Here is a 16,114-nt window from a genome sequence, read left to right as displayed (position 1 = left end):
GGCACCTCGCAAGGAAAAGAAACTCAGGGAGCAGGACGCAGCAGATCGCGATACTGCTCGGCTGTGAGGGCGAGCCAGAGACCGGAGGGCAGCTGAGCGCCATATTGGCCGCTGTTCTGATAGAGGCCGATCTCGACCGGATCGTTCTGGCCGGCAATCCACACCTTGATGGCCACCGGGGTGCCGCGCACCACCTCGCCGGGGGGCAGCAACCAGCTCTGCCAGCGCGCCAGACGGGCATCCAGCTGCGCTGTGTCGAGTCCCAGATCCGGCATGCTGCGCCAGCCCTGACCGACCCGCTCAATCTGCCAGCTCGGTCCCTGCCAGGTGAGCACCACAGACGCATCCGGCAGCAAGGGGCGAGCCCGCTTGGCGCTGTTCTCCTGCTGGGCAGTCTCCATACGATGCAACAGGGTGATCACGATCAGCACCACCACAATGATCACGTTATTCCAGCCTTTGCGGCTCAATTTGAACATGGCAAGCCTCCCTTTGAACCGGCAGTGTACTGAATTCGGCGCATAAAAAAACCCGGCACGAAGCCGGGTTTTTGGGAATGCAGCATCAAGTAATTACTTGATTTTGCCTTCCTTGTAGATCACATGCTGACGAACAACGGGATCAAACTTTTTGATCTCCATTTTTTCGGGCATGGTGCGCTTGTTTTTGGTAGTGGTATAGAAGTGACCAGTACCGGCGCTGGAGTTCAGGCGAATTTTCTCGCGAATACCTTTAGCCATGATCTAATTCCTTATACCTTAACACCGCTGGCGCGCAGTTCAGCCAGAACCACTTCAACGCCACGCTTGTCGATGATACGCATGCCTTTTGCGGATACGCGCAGGCTTACGAAGCGTTTTTCACTCTCAACCCAGAAACGGTGAGTGTGCAGGTTCGGCAGGAAACGACGCTTGGTGGCGTTGTTAGCGTGCGAACGGTTGTTACCAACTGCCGGGCGCTTGCCGGTTACTTGGCATACTCTAGACATGTCAGTCTCTCCAAATCTTACTTCATTGCTCGAGCAAATATCTGCCCCGCTGGCCTTCGATTGCGGGGCAAACAGAAGGCGGCATTTTATACAGCATCCGTGATCAAAGATCAACTAATACGGTGCCAGAGCACAGTTATAGCCAACCGCGCTCGGCAAAAGAAACCGTGATGCCATCACCGATCACCAAGTGATCCAGCACTCTGATATCGATCAGGGCCAAAGCGGCCGTGATCCGATCCGTGATCTGGCGGTCGGCCCTACTGGGCTCGGCGACGCCGGACGGGTGATTATGCGCCAGAATCACCGCGGCTGCATTATGTTTGAGCGCGATCTGCACGATTTCTCTTGGCCAGACGCTTGCCGAGTCGATGGTGCCGAAAAAAAGCTCAACAAATTGAATGACTCTGTGCTGGTTGTCGAGCAACAACAGGGCAAACACTTCGCGCGGCCGATCCCGCAACTGGGCCTGCAGATAGTCCCGGGTCAGCTGGGGCGAAGTGAGCGCATCGCCCCGTTGCAGCTGCTCGGCCAGATGGCGTCTGGCCATCTCCAGCACCGCCTGCAACTGGGCATATTTGGCCGGGCCAAGGCCGTGCGCCTCGCAGAATGCCTGTTGATCCGCCCCCAGCAAACTGCGTAAAGAGCCGAATTGATTCAATAGATTACGTGAAAGATCCACTGCACTCAGGCCATTGACGCCGGTGCGCAGAAAGATGGCGAGCAGCTCGGCATCGGAGAGCGCCATGGGCCCCTGACGCAGCAGCTTCTCTCTGGGGCGTTCATCTTCCGGCCACTCTTTGATGCTCATTTGTCTCTCCCTCATCCCTGTTGAGAAAAAACATAGCAAAAAATTGCGCGCGCCCGACCACACCCCTTGATGCCAACCCCTGTCGTCATCCATTGCCTGTGGTATCTTAGCCGACCAGTCAGAATGAGCCGGATAGAGAAACAGCAGATGAGATTGGCCGATAAACGCATCCTGTTGGGTGTCAGCGGCGGGATCGCCGCCTACAAGAGTGCCGAGCTGGTACGCCGCCTGAAAGATCAGGGCGCCGAAGTGCGGGTGGTGATGACCCGCTCCGCCAAGGAGTTCATCACGCCGCTGACCCTGCAGGCGGTCTCCGGTCATCCGGTGGCCTACAGCCTGCTGGATCCCTCTGCCGAAGCGGGCATGGGCCATATCGAACTGGCCAAGTGGGCCGATCTGGTACTGATCGCCCCCGCCAGCGCCAACCTGATGGCGCGGATGGCTGCAGGCATGGCCGACGAACTGCTGACCACCCTCTGTCTGGCCACCCCGGCGCCCATCGCGCTGGCACCTGCCATGAACCAGCAGATGTATCTCAACGCGGCCACACAGGCCAATCTCAAGACCCTGGCCAGCCGCGGCATTCTGCTGTGGGGGCCGGATGCCGGCAGCCAGGCCTGTGGCGATGTGGGCCCGGGCCGGATGCTGGATCCTCTCGAACTTGTGGAGCGCTGCTGCCAGCAGCTGGCCGCCGAACCCTTGCTGGCGGGCGTCAAGCTGCTGCTGACCGCCGGCCCGACCCGCGAGGCGCTCGATCCGGTGCGCTACATCAGCAACCACAGCTCCGGCAAGATGGGCTACGCCATCGCTCGCGCCGCCCGTGAAGCGGGCGCCGAGGTGACGCTGGTGAGCGGGCCGGTGGCGCTGGCTACACCGGCAGGGGTCACCCGCATCGATGTCGAGAGCGCGGAGCAAATGCATCAGGCTGTGATGAGCCGGGTGGGCGAGTGCGACCTCTTCATCGGTTGCGCGGCCGTGGCCGACTACCGTCCTGAGCAGGTAGCCAGCCAGAAGATCAAGAAGACCGGCGACAACGACCAGATGGTGGTGAAGCTGGTGAAAAACCCCGACATCATCGCGGCCGTCGGTGCCCTTTCAGACAAACCCTTCACCGTCGGATTTGCCGCCGAAACCGTGGATGTGGAACAATACGCCCTCGACAAGTTGCAGCGTAAGCGGCTGGACATGATCGCCGCCAACGATGTGTCCCGCGAGGGGCAAGGCTTCAACGCCGATGACAACGCCCTGACCGTGTTCTGGCAAGGGGGCCAGGCCCCGCTGCCGCTGGCCGACAAGCTGACGCTGGCCCGTCACCTGATCGCCCTGATTGCACGCCACTACCGGCACTGAGCGTCCCGAAAGAACAAGACTCACGGCGCCCCGCCTTGCCAAGAGGGGCGCCAATACAAGATCCAACTGAAAAAGCGATTCATGACTACACAAATTGAACTGAAGATTCTGGATGCCCGTATCGGTACCGAGTACCCGCTGCCCGCCTACGCCACACCGGGCTCTGCCGGCATGGATCTGCGCGCTCTGCTGGATGCGCCGCTGACTCTGGCTCCGGGTGATACCACCCTGGTGCCGACCGGTCTGGCCATTCACATCCAGGATCCGGGTCTGTGTGCCACCATCCTGCCCCGCTCCGGCCTCGGCCATAAGCACGGCATCGTGCTGGGCAACCTGGTCGGTCTGATCGATTCCGATTATCAGGGTCAGCTGATGGTCTCGGTCTGGAACCGCGGCAAAGATGAGTTCACCATGCAACCCGGCGAGCGCATCGCCCAGCTGGTGATCATGCCGGTAGTTCAGGCCAGCTTCCAACTGGTCGATGAGTTCAATCAGAGCGAACGGGGTGAAGGCGGTTTTGGTTCTTCTGGTCGCCAATAACAGACCACACCAGCCCAATGGGCGGTGCTTAATAACAGAATCAAGCCATTGTTTTTTTAGGGGAATCCATGGCAAGCAGTAATCAGAAACAGAGTCGGCGCGATCAGATCCTGCAGGCGCTCGCCCATATGCTGGAAACCAGTCCGGGTCAGCGCATCACCACGGCCCGTCTGGCGGCCGAGGTCGGCGTCTCTGAAGCAGCCCTCTATCGACATTTTCCCAGCAAGGCGCGGATGTTCGAGGGGCTGATCGACTTTATCGAGGATTCCCTGCTGTCACGGGTCAATCTGATCATGGCGGAAGAGAAGGACACCATGGCGCGCTGCCACCATATCCTGCAGCTGCTGCTGGTGTTCGCCGAGCGCAATCCCGGCATCACCCGCATCCTCAATGGCGACGCCCTGCTGGGTGAGCACGATCGGCTGCGGGATCGCATCAGCATCCTGTTCGACAAGCTGGAGACCCAGATCAAGCAGGTGCTGCGCGAAAAGCGGCTACGCGAAGGTCAGGGCTTCCAGCTCGACGAGACCATGCTGGCCAATCTGCTGCTGGCCTACACCGAAGGCCGCATCAGCCAGTTCGTGCGCTCCGAGTTCAAGCTCAAGCCGACCGCCGGTTTTGAAGATCAGTGGCAATTTATCCGCAGCCAACTGCTGCAGAGCTGATGGTTTTTTCGCATCATTCAGCAAAAAGAAGGGAGGCTTTAGCCTCCCTTCTTTTTTGTGTCAGGTTTTTATGGCAGAAAAGAAGTACCAGATGCGACCCGTACTGTCGCGCTGCGGTGTTAGATTTATCCACCATAAACCTTTTAGAACCTGACAGGACATCCTATGGAACCCGAAATCATTACCGAAGCGCAGACCTGGCTGGTCAATAATCAGGGACTGCTGATCGAATACGGCGTCAATATCGCCGCCGCCCTGCTGACCCTGCTGGTCGGCTATATCGCCGCCAACCTCATCAGCGGTGGCGTGGTCAAGGTGATGCAGGCCCGCAAGCTGGACACCACAGTCACCCACTTCGTCGGCAGCATCCTCAAATACGCCATTCTGGTGTTCGTAGTGATCGCCGCGCTGGGCCGTGTCGGGGTGCAGACCGCCTCCTTCGTCGCCATCATTGGTGCCGCCGGTCTGGCCATCGGTCTGGCGCTGCAGGGCTCGCTCTCCAACTTTGCCGCCGGCTTCCTGCTGATCATCTTCCGCCCCATCAAGGCGGGTGAGTTTATCGAAGTGGCAGGCACGTCTGGCGTGGTGCAATCCGTTCAGCTGTTCACCACCACCCTCACCTCCGGTGACAACAAGATGGTGGTGGTACCGAACTCCGCCATCCTCAACGGCACCATCGTCAACTACTCGCGCATGGATACCCGCCGCGTCGATATGACCTTCGGTATCGGCTACGGCTCCGACCTGCGCAAGGCCAAGCAGATCCTGGAGCGTCTGGTAAGCGAAGAGCCGCGCATCCTCAAGGAGCCGGCAGCCACCATCGCCGTTGCCGCGCTGGCCGACTCCTCGGTCAATATCGTGGTGCGCCCGTGGGTCAAGACCGCTGACTACTGGGGTGTCTGGTTCGACTTCCACGAGAAGGTGAAACTGACCTTTGATGCTGAAGGCATCGAGATCCCCTTCCCGCAGATGGTGATGCACATGCAAAAAACGCAGGCGTGATCGCGGTTCTGCTGCAACAGACAATGCCAGCCTTCGGGCTGGCATTGTCGTTTCTGGCCCCAGCCCATGGCAATGCCGATGCATAACCACGCCAACCGGATGAAAACAATTTCAGAGCTGCGGGCCAGCCCCAATCATGAGCGAGCGCAAGATCCCCCTTGCTTTCGTGACTCATAATCCCGATGTTCTGGTTGTATACTCCCGACGGTTGCCCCATTGCGGTAAAAGACAATCGGTAAAAATCTGTTACACGGGCCGCTCGGCCGGCTCGCTATAATGCTCGGATAATAAGGTTTGGCGGGACCTTGCCTGCAAGGTTCAAACACAACTTGGCATTTCAGGAATCCTATGAAAAATATCAATCCAACCCAAACCCAGGCCTGGCAGGCACTGGAAGCCCACTTTGCAGCAAACAAAGAGACCCGACTCAAGGATCTGTTCGCGCAGGACCCGAAGCGCTTTGACAAGTTTTCCCTTACCTTCGGCGGCGACATCCTGGTTGATTACTCGAAGAACCTGATCACCGAAGAAACCCTCAAGTTGCTGGTTGATCTGGCCAAAGAGACCGATCTTCGCAGCGCGATCGATGCCATGTTTAATGGCGACAAGATCAACATGACCGAAGGCCGCTCCGTCCTGCACGTGGCCCTGCGCAACCGCTCCGACCGCCCCATCGAGTGCGACGGCAAGGACGTGATGCCGGAAGTGAACGCCGTACTGGCCAAGATGAAAGGCTTCTGCGAGAAAATCATCTCCGGCGAGTGGAAAGGCTACACCGGCAAAGCGATCCAGCACGTGGTCAACATCGGTATCGGTGGCTCTGATCTGGGTCCGGTGATGATCACCGAGGCGCTGCGTCCCTACAAAAACCACCTGCAGATGCACTTCGTCTCCAACGTCGATGGCACTCACATCGCCGAGACCCTGAAGAAGATCGATCCGGAAACCACCCTGTTCCTGGTGGCCTCCAAGACCTTCACCACTCAGGAGACCATGACCAACGCCCTGACCGCCCGCGACTGGTTTATCAATATCGCCGGTGACAAGGCCCACGTTGCCAAGCACTTCGCTGCCCTCTCCACCAACGGCAAGGCCGTGGCCGAGTTCGGTATCGACACCAACAACATGTTCGAGTTCTGGGACTGGGTTGGCGGCCGCTACTCCTCCTGGTCTGCCATCGGCATGCCCATCGCCCTGTCTGTCGGTTTCGAGAACTTCGAAGCCCTGCTGCAAGGCGCCTTCGAGATGGACATGCACTTCGCCACTGCCTCCTATGAGCAGAACGTGCCGGTGCTGCTGGCGCTGATTGGCCTGTGGTACAACAACTTCTACGGTGCCGAGTCCGAAGCCATCCTGCCGTACGATCAGTACATGCACCGCTTCCCTGCCTACTTCCAGCAGGGCAACATGGAGTCCAACGGCAAGTACGTGGATCGCAACGGCAAGCCGGTTGACTACCAGACTGGCCCCATCATCTGGGGTGAGCCGGGTACCAACGGCCAGCACGCCTTCTACCAGCTGATCCATCAGGGCACCAAGTTGATCCCCTGTGACTTCCTGGCGCCAGCCATCAGCCACAACCCGATCGGTGACCACCATCCGAAACTGCTGGCCAACTTCTTCGCCCAGACCGAGGCACTGGCCTTCGGCAAGAGCAAGGAAGAGGTTGAAGCCGAGTTCCTGGCTGCTGGCAAAACCCTGGAGCAGGTCAAGGATCTGGTGCCGTTCAAGGTGTTCGAAGGCAACCGCCCGACCAACTCCATCCTGTTCAAGAGCCTGACCCCGAAAACCCTGGGTGCCCTGATCGCCATGTACGAGCACAAGATCTTCGTACAGGGCGCAATCTGGAACATCTTCAGCTTCGACCAGTGGGGCGTGGAGCTGGGCAAACAGCTGGCCAACAAGATCCTGCCGGAGCTGGGCAACAACGAGGCTGTCACCAGCCACGACTGCTCCACCAACGGTCTGATCAACACCTGGAAAGCGTGGAAAGCCTGATTTATCCAGCCTTTCTGAATGCAAAAGCCCCGCTCGATGAGCGGGGCTTTTTTATGACTGTCGGGCTGATTTTTCTGGCTGGCCGGTCGGGTGTCCAGTCCGACCGGCGACGGGGATCGTCATCCCCGCCCCTTCATCATCCAGCCCGATGCGGGCTTAACCGCCAACGGAGATGCGTTTCATGTCCTTCATGTAACCGCGCAGTACCTGGCCGATTTTTTCGATCGGGTGGTTGCGGGTCGCTTCGTTGGCCGCCAGCAGCGCCAGGTTATCCACGCTCTGCCCTTCCGCCTTGCTGGCACCCAGATCGCCTGCTTTCAGGGTCGGCATGAATTGCTCGCGCAGCAACGGCACGGCGGCGTTGGCGAACAGGTAGTTGCCGTACTCGGCGGTATCGGAGATGACCACGTTCATCTCGTACAGACGCTTGCGAGCAACGGTGTTGGCGATCAGCGGCAACTCGTGCAGGGATTCGTAGTAGGCGGACTCCTCGTAGATACCGGAAGCCACCATGGTCTCGAACGCCAGCTCGACACCCGCCTTGACCATGGCCACCATCACCACGCCATTGTCAAAGTACTCCTGCTCGGCAATCTTGCCAGCGAACGCCGGGGCGTTTTCGAAGGCGGACTTGCCGGTCTCTTCACGCCAGGTGAACAGTTTGACGTCATCTTCGGCCCAGTCGGCCATCATGCCGCGGGAGAACTCACCGGCGATGATGTCGTCCATGTGCTTCTCGAACAGCGGGCGCATCAGGGTCTTGAGCTGCTCGGAGAGCTCGAAGGCGCGCAGCTTGGCCGGGTTGGACAAGCGGTCCATCATCAGACTGATGCCACCCTGTTTCAGGGCTTCGGTGATGGTCTCCCAGCCGAACTGGATCAGCTTGCCGGCGTAGGCCGGGTCTGTGCCTTCGGCAACCAGCTTGTCGTAGCAGAGCAGGGAACCGGCTTGCAGCATGCCGCAGAGGATGGTCTGCTCGCCCATCAGGTCGGATTTCACTTCCGCCACGAAGGAGGACTCCAGCACGCCAGCACGGTCACCGCCGGTGGCAGAGGCCCACGCCTTGGCGATGGCCATGCCTTCGCCTTTCGGGTCATTTTCAGGGTGAACGGCGATCAGGGTCGGTACGCCGAAACCGCGCTTGTACTCCTCACGCACTTCGGTGCCCGGGCACTTAGGCGCCACCATCACGACCGTGATGTCGGAGCGGATCTGCTGACCCTCTTCCACCACGTTGAAGCCGTGGGAGTAGCCCAATGCAGCGCCCTGCTTCATCAGCGGCATCACGGTTTTGACGACGTCGGAGTGCTGTTTGTCCGGAGTCAGGTTGAGCACCAGATCGGCGGTCGGGATCAGCTCTTCATAGGTGCCGACCGCGAAGCCGTTGTCGGTAGCCTTCTGCCAGGAGGCGCGCTTCTCGGTGATGGCGGCCTTGCGCAGGGCGTAGGAGATATCCAGCCCGGAGTCGCGCATGTTCAGACCTTGGTTCAGACCCTGGGCACCACAGCCCACAATCACCACCTTCTTGCCCTTCAGCACGTTGCAGCCGTCCGCGAACTCTTCGCGCTGCATGAAACGACACTTGCCCAGCTGAGCCAGCTGCTGACGCAGGTTCAAGGTGTTGAAATAGTTAGCCATGGTGATTGCTCCGTTCGATTGATTCCATGCCGGATGGCGGCGTTGTCTGAACCACTATAGCGCGGGACACTTATTGCCTGAACTGATATATTCGAAACAGTACGTTGCAATAATTGAAACGTTAACCCTTCATAATCGCCTGCTGAATGTACCGCGAGATGGCTGAAACAAGCCGCCAACCGCTGGATATCGGGCACACAAGCCGCGCCAGGAGCTGAAAGATGGATCTTCGCAATCTCGAGCTGTTTCTCCACCTCGCCGACTCCCTTCATTTCGGCAAGAGTGCCGATGCCATGGCGGTCAGCCCTTCCACCCTGAGCCGCGCGATCCAGCGGCTGGAGCAGGAGACCGGCTGCATCCTGTTCGAACGGGACAACCGCTCGGTACGGCTCACCCCCGCCGGCGAGAAGCTGCGCGAATTCGGCGGCGGCCTGTTGCAGGAGTGGCGTCAGCTCAAGCAGGAGCTCAAACGCAGCGATGAACCGCTGCAGGGGCGGCTGCGGGTCTTCTGTTCGGTCACTGCCAGCTACTTTCTGCTGCCCGAGGTACTGGAGCGCTTTCGCCGCCGCTACCCCCAGCTGGAGATCAAGCTGGAGACCGGCGACCCGGCGCTGGCGGTGGACAAGATCCTGGCCGATGAAGCCGATCTCGCCATCGCCGCCCGCCCCGATGCCCTGCCCGCCAAGTTGGAGTTCGCCAGCCTTCAGCTGGTGCCGCTGGTCTTTATCGCGCCGCGCAACGCCCCGCAACTGAACCAGTGGTTCCGTCAGGGAGAACCTGATTGGGAGCAGTTGCCAGTCATCCTCTCCGAGCAGGGGCTGGCCCGCAAACGCAGCGATCAGTGGTTTCGCAACAAGGGGATAGCGCCCAACATCTACGCCGAAGTGGCGGGTAACGAGGGGATTGTCGCCATGGTGGCACTTGGTTGTGGCGTGGGGCTGGTACCGGCGGCGGTAATCGACCACAGCCCGCTCGGCGACAAAGTGCGGATCATCGACCTCAAACCCGCCTTCAAACCATTTGATGTGGGGATCGGGGTGCTCAAGAAGCGATTGGAAGAGCCGCTGATCCGCGCCTTCTGGGATACTGCGCAGAATCAGGGCTCACTGCGCTGACACCGGATTATAGATAAGGGCCGGATCGGCCATCATGACGCGACTGGGCTGCGGCAAGTCGGGGTTATGCAGCTCGAGGCGCACCCGCTCATCCAGTTTCAGCCGCCGAATAGTTCTGCCAAATCCCTCTTCAAAAACCCGGTCAAAAGCACCAGACTGCCGCGCCCGCAGCAGGCCGAGCTCGATGCGCTGCGCCAGCTCCGGATATTTTGGCGAAACGAAAAACAGCAGCGCCAGCGGATAGCGAAACACCAGACGGGGCTCGATGGCGAGATCGGGATGCTGCCTGAGCTCATCCTCGACCTCGATGACCGAGCGCAGGAAGCAGTCAAAGCGCTTCTTGCGCAGCATGTTGAAGAGCGCCTCATAAAGATTGCCCACCGTTACCTTGAGGCCGTTGGCCCGCAGCAACTGGGTGTCTGGCCAGGATCTGTGCTGACCGATGGAGAGCCCGGCGCGATGCCAGTCTGCCAACGACTCGATCGCGGCAAAACGCCCTTCATCCCCCTGCCGAACCAGACACACCCGCCAGCCGAGCAGCCCCTTGGCCAGCGGAATGTGGATTGCCAGCAACTCCCGCTCTCGCTCACCATCGGGGGCAAAGACACCAACCTGAACCAGCTCGCCGCTGCGCAGCTCCTTCACCGCCCGCCCCTGCTCCATTTGCGGACTGGAGATCAGCTGGTAGGGGCCATATTCGGGCACGGTGAGATCGAGGGAGAGGCGCAGCAACTGGACGACGGCGGGGTTGGGGTGATCCAGCAGCAGATTCCAGGCGCGGATAGGCTGCTCGGTTGCCGATACGCCAACCGTCCACAGTGCCATGCACCACCACCAGACTCTGATCATCCTGCGCACCATCCGTGCCTCATGCTCCTCGCCATACTATAACGCCAGCCAGCACCTCAACGGCGCCCTCTCTGAAAGATGTGTGAGCGCTCTCGTGTCAAATCTCGTGTCAAAAGTGACAATAGGCAAACCCGGCAGGTCATCGCAGACTGGGCGTTCATCAACAAACGCCAAGGCGCAGGGAGGAGAGCCATGAAACAGCATCTGGTAGAGATCAAGGGTTCAACCCTGTTTGACGAGTATCTGCAGAGCATGGGCGTGCCCAGTACGGCTCTCGATCGGGAGCAGGATATCTATCTGCAGGAACGCCACCTGGGAGCCATTCGCCGGGTGCAGGGCGAACTGCGCTTTTATCTGCGTGCCAATGCCCTGAACAAACGGTGATCAGGATCCGGTCACAGAACCCGCAGCAAAGGCGTATTAGACTGGTATCTTCCCCCTTTTGTCGGGAGTGCCCATGAAAGCAAGCGGTCTGGATCGGCTGTTCAAACCCCACTCAATCGCCGTGATCGGCGCCTCGACCGACCCGCTCAAGGCGGGTCATGTGATCGTGCGCCACCTGCTGGCGGGCCAGTTCAAAGGGCCCATCCTCCCCGTCACCCCACGTAACAAGGCCATCGCCGGCGTGCTGGCCTATCCCGATATCGCCAGCCTGCCGCTGACCCCGGATCTCGCCATCATCTGCACCAGACGGGAGCGGGTCCTGCCGTTGCTGGAAGCGCTCGGCCAAAAGGGCGCGGGGGCTGCCATCATACTGGCCGCCGACTTTTCCCCCGAGGAGCGGCTGGAGCTGAAACGGGTCTGCCAACAATATGGCATTCGCCTGCTCGGCCCCAACAGCATGGGGATGCTGCTGCCCGGCCAGGGGATCAACGCCAGCTTTTCCCCTATTGCCGCCAAGCCGGGACAGGTCGCCTTTCTGTCGCAATCCGCCGCCGTCAGCACCACCATTCTGGATTGGGCCAAGCAGCATGAACTGGGCTTTTCCGCCTTCATCTCCCTAGGTGATCACTGCGACATCGACTTCGGCCAGCTGCTGGATCAGCTCTCCCGCGACAGCGTCACCCGCGCCATTTTGATCTATATGGACAAGTTGCACGACGCCCGCCACTTTCTCTCGGCAGCACGGGCAGCCTCGCGCAACAAGCCGATCCTGGTACTGAAAAGCGGGCGCCACGAACCGGCCCACGGTCTCGACAACGTCTATGATGCCGCCATCCGCCGCGCCGGCATGTTGCGGGTACGGGATACCCACGAACTGTTTGCCGCGGTGGAAACACTCAGCCACTCCATGACCCTCAAGGGGGAGCGGCTCGCCATCATCTCCAACGGCCGAGGGCTGGCCAATATGGCGGTGGATGTGCTGCTGGAGCGGGGCGGCAAGCTGGCTCGCCCGCCGCTCGACATCGGCAGCGATGCCACCATCACCACCTATCAGGAGGCGCTGGACAGCGTGTTGCTGGAAGATGGCATCGACGCCATCCTGATCATCCACGCCCCCTCGCTCACAGCACCGAGCGCGCCGCTGGCCAGCCATCTTATCGCCCATTTGAAACAGCACCCCAGAGCGCGCCGTTTCAATATCCTCACCAACTGGGCGGGCGAATACTCGGCGCAGGAGGGGCGTAAACTCTTTACTGAAGCGGGCTTCCCGACCTACCGCACGCCGGAAAGCGCCATGGCGGCCTTCATGCACATGGTGGAATACCGCCGCAACCAGAAGCAACTGATGGAAACCCCGGCATCACTGCACGGCAACCAGCTCAATGTCGAGCTGTGCCAGCAGCTGATCCGCCAGGCGCAAGGCCGCAAACAGCTGAGGCTGGATACTCATCTGGTGCACCCGATTTTGCAAGCCGCAGGTCTCTCGACCCTGCCAACCTGGATCGTCACCGACGCCATCGAGGCGACCCTGACCGCCGAGCAGATCGGCTATCCGGTGGCGGTGAAGCTGCGCTCGCCCGATATCCTGCACAAGTCTGCCGTGCACGGCGTGGTGCTCAATCTGCGTACCTCGGCCGAAGTGGCGCAAGCCGCAGATGCCATTCTGGATCGGGTCAGACAACATGATCCGGGCGCCCGCATCGAAGGCTTGCTGGTGCAGCGGATGGCCCGCCGCAGCGGCGGCCTGGAGCTACGGGTGCGGATCCAGCAAGACGCCATCTTTGGCCCCGTCATCCTGCTGGGGGAATCAGGCGCCGAGCCGCAGGAGATGGTAGCAGCCTTGCCACCGCTCAATCAGGCGCTGGCTCGTTACCAGATCATCGGTGCCCTCAAGAGCCGCAAGATCCGCGAACAGGCCACGCCGGAGCGACTGGATATCGATGCCCTCGGTCAGGTGCTCTGCCAGCTCTCCGAGCTATTGCTCGCCTTTCCGGAGATTCAGGAGCTGGACCTGCACCCGCTACAAGCGTGCGGCACCGAGATGGTGGTACTGGATGCCAGCCTTACGCTGGCTGGCCCCGCCATCCCGACCAGCAACCGACTGGCGATCCGCCCCTATCCTACCGAACTGGAGGAGGGCGCCTGGCTTAAAGATCAGCGCCATATCCTGCTACGCCCGATCCGGCCGGAAGATGAGCCTGCTCACAAGCAGTTCGTACTGCAGGTCTCCGATGAAGACAGGTACAAACGCTTCTTTGCCGATGTGGGCGAGCTGGGCCATGAAGAGCTGGCTCGCATGACCCAGATCGATTACGACCGGGAGATGGCCTTCGTAGCGGTTGGGCAAGATGGCGACCTGCAGGATCAGATCCTCGGCGTGGTACGCGCCATTTCGAGCCCGGACCAGAGCGATGCCGAGTTTGCCATTCTGGTGCGATCGGACTTGAAAGGGGTGGGGCTCGGCAAATTGATGATGGAGAAGATCATCCGTTATGCCAAAGAGCAGGGGATTGGCCAGCTATCCGGCATGACCATGCCCAGCAATCGCGGCATGGTCAACCTCGCCAAACGGCTTGGCTTCAAGATCGACGTGCAAATGGAAGAGGGGGTGGTCAATATGGAACTGCCCTGTAGTCAGCAAGCAGCAGAAGGCTGATTTGACCACCTGCAGAGTCGTTCAAATTGCTGTGAATGAAACTGATAGGGCTCGGATATAGCCAGAAAATGGTAGAAATAACCGGCTATCTGGCACTCTTACTTGGCAGGGAAAAGCCAGATATTGGTGGTTTAAGGCGCTAAAAATACAAAAGCCCGGTTATGAAACCGGGCTTTGTGTTGGTTCTTGCGTACAAATCTGTGGGCCACGGGGCGAAAACCGCCCATAGCAAAAAGGCCTTCCCAATCGGGAAGGCCTTCAAATTAGTGGCGGAGCGGACGGGACTCGAACCCGCGACCCCCGGCGTGACAGGCCGGTATTCTAACCGACTGAACTACCGCTCCGCATTCGGTTAGCTTGCGCTAAATTGTTTGCCGCGTCAGTGAGGTGTCATCCTCGCAGCCAGTGACGTGATTCTTCACATCACCGTTTAATTGCGTGCCTGGCAGTGTCCTACTCTCGCATGGCGAATGCCACACTACCATCGGCGCTACCGCGTTTCACTTCTGAGTTCGGCATGGGATCAGGTGGTTCCACGGCGCTATGGCCGCCAGGCAAATTCTTAATCTAGAAAGCTGACGTGAATAACGACTAGGTCATTATCACTGAATTAGTAGTTCGCTTGGTATCTGTTACAAGCCTTAGAACACTTCTTGGGTGTTGTATGGTTAAGCCTCACGGGTAATTAGTATGGGTTAGCTCAACACATCACTGCGCTTACACACCCCACCTATCAACGTTGTGGTCTCCAACGGCCCTTTAGGACCCTCAAGGGGTCAGGGATGACTCATCTCAGGGCTCGCTTCCCGCTTAGATGCTTTCAGCGGTTATCGATTCCGAACTTAGCTACCGGGCAGTGCCACTGGCGTGACAACCCGAACACCAGAGGTTCGTTCACTCCGGTCCTCTCGTACTAGGAGCAACTCCCTTCAATCATCCAACGCCCACGGCAGATAGGGACCGAACTGTCTCACGACGTTCTGAACCCAGCTCGCGTACCACTTTAAATGGCGAACAGCCATACCCTTGGGACCGACTTCAGCCCCAGGATGTGATGAGCCGACATCGAGGTGCCAAACACCGCCGTCGATATGAACTCTTGGGCGGTATCAGCCTGTTATCCCCGGAGTACCTTTTATCCGTTGAGCGATGGCCCTTCCATTCAGAACCACCGGATCACTATGACCTACTTTCGTACCTGCTCGACCTGTCCGTCTCGCAGTTAAGCTGGCTTATGCCATTGCACTAACCTCCTGATGTCCGACCAGGATTAGCCAACCTTCGTGCTCCTCCGTTACTCTTTGGGAGGAGACCGCCCCAGTCAAACTACCCACCAGGCACTGTCCGCGAGCCCGATTCAGGGCCCTGCGTTAGAACATCAAACATACAAGGGTGGTATTTCAAGGACGGCTCCAGCGCAACTGGCGTCACGCCTTCAAAGCCTCCCACCTATCCTACACATGTAGGTTCAATGTTCAGTGCCAAGCTGTAGTAAAGGTTCACGGGGTCTTTCCGTCTAGCCGCGGGTACACCGCATCTTCACGGCGAATTCGATTTCACTGAGTCTCGGGTGGAGACAGCATGGCCATGGTTACACCATTCGTGCAGGTCGGAACTTACCCGACAAGGAATTTCGCTACCTTAGGACCGTTATAGTTACGGCCGCCGTTTACCGGGGCTTCGATCAAGAGCTTCGCTTGCGCTAACCCCATCAATTAACCTTCCGGCACCGGGCAGGTGTCACACCCTATACGTCCACTTTCGTGTTTGCAGAGTGCTGTGTTTTTGATAAACAGTCCCAGCCATCTGGTCACTGCGACTCCCAACTGCTCCATCCGCAAGGGACTTCACTGTCAGGAGCGAACCTTCTCCCGAAGTTACGGTTCTATTTTGCCTAGTTCCTTCACCCGAGTTCTCTCAAGCGCCTTGGTATTCTCTACCCGACCACCTGTGTCGGTTTGGGGTACGATGACTTGTAATCTGAAGCTTAGAGGCTTTTCCTGGAAGCAGGGCATCAATGGCTTCCACACCGTAGTGTGTTCGTCTCGTGTCTCAGTGTTGTGTCTCCGGATTTGCCTGGAAACACCACCTACGCACTTTCACCAGGACAACCGTCGC

The 16,114-nt window shown here is 59.2% G+C and carries 14 protein-coding genes, 1 tRNA gene and 2 rRNA genes (1 of these 17 only partly in view); 8 read left to right on the top strand and 9 right to left on the bottom strand.

Features of this window, described 5'->3' with window-relative positions:
• Positions 1 to 23 precede the first annotated feature (23 nt).
• From I6L34_RS11335 to radC, 4 genes are all read right to left on the bottom strand, one after another.
• Positions 24 to 479 carry a hypothetical protein gene (locus tag I6L34_RS11335; RefSeq protein ID WP_058059079.1) on the bottom strand — a complete coding sequence of 152 codons (456 nt, stop codon included), beginning with the start codon at positions 477 to 479 and terminating at the stop codon, positions 24 to 26.
• 93 nt (positions 480 to 572) lie between these two features.
• Positions 573 to 740, bottom strand: a complete 168-nt coding sequence (rpmG, locus tag I6L34_RS11330) for a 50S ribosomal protein L33 (protein WP_005307500.1) — start codon at positions 738 to 740, stop codon at positions 573 to 575.
• A gap of 11 nt (positions 741 to 751) precedes the next feature.
• On the bottom strand, positions 752 to 988 hold the full coding sequence (gene rpmB / locus I6L34_RS11325) for a 50S ribosomal protein L28 (protein WP_005307492.1): 237 nt from the start codon (positions 986 to 988) through the stop codon (positions 752 to 754).
• A 136-nt stretch (positions 989 to 1,124) separates the two neighbouring features.
• The gene (radC, locus tag I6L34_RS11320; RefSeq protein WP_075115946.1) at positions 1,125 to 1,799 is read right to left on the bottom strand and encodes a DNA repair protein RadC; all 675 of its coding nucleotides are present in this window, start codon (positions 1,797 to 1,799) and stop codon (positions 1,125 to 1,127) included.
• A gap of 147 nt (positions 1,800 to 1,946) precedes the next feature.
• Here radC and coaBC point away from each other — a divergent pair, with 147 nt between their 5' ends.
• From coaBC to pgi, 5 genes are all read left to right on the top strand, one after another.
• Positions 1,947 to 3,149 (top strand): bifunctional phosphopantothenoylcysteine decarboxylase/phosphopantothenate--cysteine ligase CoaBC, encoded by a 1,203-nt coding sequence (gene coaBC / locus I6L34_RS11315; RefSeq protein WP_216954723.1) that lies wholly within the window; start codon positions 1,947 to 1,949, stop codon positions 3,147 to 3,149.
• An 81-nt stretch (positions 3,150 to 3,230) separates the two neighbouring features.
• Positions 3,231 to 3,689: a dUTP diphosphatase gene (gene dut, locus I6L34_RS11310; protein WP_005339498.1), complete on the top strand. Its 459-nt coding sequence runs from the start codon at positions 3,231 to 3,233 to the stop codon at positions 3,687 to 3,689.
• Positions 3,690 to 3,757: 68 nt separating this feature from the next.
• Positions 3,758 to 4,354 (top strand): nucleoid occlusion factor SlmA, encoded by a 597-nt coding sequence (gene slmA, locus I6L34_RS11305; RefSeq protein WP_005339495.1) that lies wholly within the window; start codon positions 3,758 to 3,760, stop codon positions 4,352 to 4,354.
• Positions 4,355 to 4,519: 165 nt separating this feature from the next.
• Entirely contained in the window at positions 4,520 to 5,356 is an 837-nt protein-coding gene (locus tag I6L34_RS11300; RefSeq protein WP_216954722.1) for a mechanosensitive ion channel domain-containing protein, read from the top strand.
• A 348-nt stretch (positions 5,357 to 5,704) separates the two neighbouring features.
• A complete protein-coding gene (gene pgi, locus I6L34_RS11295; protein WP_005339491.1) occupies positions 5,705 to 7,354 on the top strand; it encodes a glucose-6-phosphate isomerase in 1,650 nt (549 codons plus the stop codon).
• 156 nt (positions 7,355 to 7,510) lie between these two features.
• Here the strand turns inward: pgi and ilvC are convergent, their stop codons facing one another.
• Positions 7,511 to 8,992 (bottom strand): ketol-acid reductoisomerase, encoded by a 1,482-nt coding sequence (gene ilvC / locus I6L34_RS11290; protein ID WP_216954721.1) that lies wholly within the window; start codon positions 8,990 to 8,992, stop codon positions 7,511 to 7,513.
• Between the two features lie 221 nt (positions 8,993 to 9,213).
• On the opposite strand from ilvC, the gene ilvY reads away from it, so the two are divergent.
• Positions 9,214 to 10,107 carry an HTH-type transcriptional activator IlvY gene (gene ilvY, locus I6L34_RS11285; protein WP_005342097.1) on the top strand — a complete coding sequence of 298 codons (894 nt, stop codon included), beginning with the start codon at positions 9,214 to 9,216 and terminating at the stop codon, positions 10,105 to 10,107.
• Here the strand turns inward: ilvY and I6L34_RS11280 are convergent.
• Positions 10,096 to 10,956 (bottom strand): transporter substrate-binding domain-containing protein, encoded by an 861-nt coding sequence (locus tag I6L34_RS11280; RefSeq protein WP_216954720.1) that lies wholly within the window; start codon positions 10,954 to 10,956, stop codon positions 10,096 to 10,098. The two genes, ilvY and I6L34_RS11280, sit on opposite strands and share 12 nt — an antisense overlap.
• A 192-nt stretch (positions 10,957 to 11,148) precedes the next feature.
• On the opposite strand from I6L34_RS11280, the gene I6L34_RS11275 reads away from it, so the two are divergent.
• Both I6L34_RS11275 and I6L34_RS11270 read left to right on the top strand, forming a co-directional pair.
• Positions 11,149 to 11,340: a hypothetical protein gene (locus I6L34_RS11275; RefSeq protein ID WP_005339486.1), complete on the top strand. Its 192-nt coding sequence runs from the start codon at positions 11,149 to 11,151 to the stop codon at positions 11,338 to 11,340.
• A gap of 73 nt (positions 11,341 to 11,413) precedes the next feature.
• Positions 11,414 to 13,996 carry a bifunctional acetate--CoA ligase family protein/GNAT family N-acetyltransferase gene (locus I6L34_RS11270; protein ID WP_216954719.1) on the top strand — a complete coding sequence of 861 codons (2,583 nt, stop codon included), beginning with the start codon at positions 11,414 to 11,416 and terminating at the stop codon, positions 13,994 to 13,996.
• 267 nt (positions 13,997 to 14,263) lie between these two features.
• Here I6L34_RS11270 and I6L34_RS11265 read toward each other — a convergent pair.
• The 3 genes from I6L34_RS11265 to I6L34_RS11255 form a co-directional block, all read right to left on the bottom strand.
• Positions 14,264 to 14,340, bottom strand: a tRNA-Asp gene (locus I6L34_RS11265).
• A gap of 96 nt (positions 14,341 to 14,436) precedes the next feature.
• Positions 14,437 to 14,551: ribosomal RNA gene (gene rrf, locus I6L34_RS11260) — 5S ribosomal RNA — on the bottom strand.
• Positions 14,552 to 14,660: 109 nt separating this feature from the next.
• Positions 14,661 to 16,114 (bottom strand): 23S ribosomal RNA (locus I6L34_RS11255); it runs 1,436 nt beyond the window's last position.

Source organism: Aeromonas sp. FDAARGOS 1404, assembly GCF_019047085.1.
Taxonomy (GTDB): Bacteria; Pseudomonadota; Gammaproteobacteria; order Enterobacterales; family Aeromonadaceae; genus Aeromonas; species Aeromonas veronii.
This window is presented reverse-complemented; position numbering and strand designations above follow the sequence as displayed.

Bases quoted from the DNA above. Each gene is read 5' to 3' on its own strand.
- I6L34_RS11335 (WP_058059079.1), bottom strand. From the start codon at position 479: ATGTTCAAATTGAGCCGCAAAGGCTGGAATAACGTGATCATTGTGGTG.
- rpmG (WP_005307500.1), bottom strand. From the start codon at position 740: ATGGCTAAAGGTATTCGCGAGAAAATTCGCCTGAACTCCAGCGCCGGT.
- rpmB (WP_005307492.1), bottom strand. From the start codon at position 988: ATGTCTAGAGTATGCCAAGTAACCGGCAAGCGCCCGGCAGTTGGTAAC.
- radC (WP_075115946.1), bottom strand. From the start codon at position 1,799: ATGAGCATCAAAGAGTGGCCGGAAGATGAACGCCCCAGAGAGAAGCTG.
- coaBC (WP_216954723.1), top strand. From the start codon at position 1,947: ATGAGATTGGCCGATAAACGCATCCTGTTGGGTGTCAGCGGCGGGATC.
- dut (WP_005339498.1), top strand. From the start codon at position 3,231: ATGACTACACAAATTGAACTGAAGATTCTGGATGCCCGTATCGGTACC.
- slmA (WP_005339495.1), top strand. From the start codon at position 3,758: ATGGCAAGCAGTAATCAGAAACAGAGTCGGCGCGATCAGATCCTGCAG.
- I6L34_RS11300 (WP_216954722.1), top strand. From the start codon at position 4,520: ATGGAACCCGAAATCATTACCGAAGCGCAGACCTGGCTGGTCAATAAT.
- pgi (WP_005339491.1), top strand. From the start codon at position 5,705: ATGAAAAATATCAATCCAACCCAAACCCAGGCCTGGCAGGCACTGGAA.
- ilvC (WP_216954721.1), bottom strand. From the start codon at position 8,992: ATGGCTAACTATTTCAACACCTTGAACCTGCGTCAGCAGCTGGCTCAG.
- ilvY (WP_005342097.1), top strand. From the start codon at position 9,214: ATGGATCTTCGCAATCTCGAGCTGTTTCTCCACCTCGCCGACTCCCTT.
- I6L34_RS11280 (WP_216954720.1), bottom strand. From the start codon at position 10,956: ATGATCAGAGTCTGGTGGTGGTGCATGGCACTGTGGACGGTTGGCGTA.
- I6L34_RS11275 (WP_005339486.1), top strand. From the start codon at position 11,149: ATGAAACAGCATCTGGTAGAGATCAAGGGTTCAACCCTGTTTGACGAG.
- I6L34_RS11270 (WP_216954719.1), top strand. From the start codon at position 11,414: ATGAAAGCAAGCGGTCTGGATCGGCTGTTCAAACCCCACTCAATCGCC.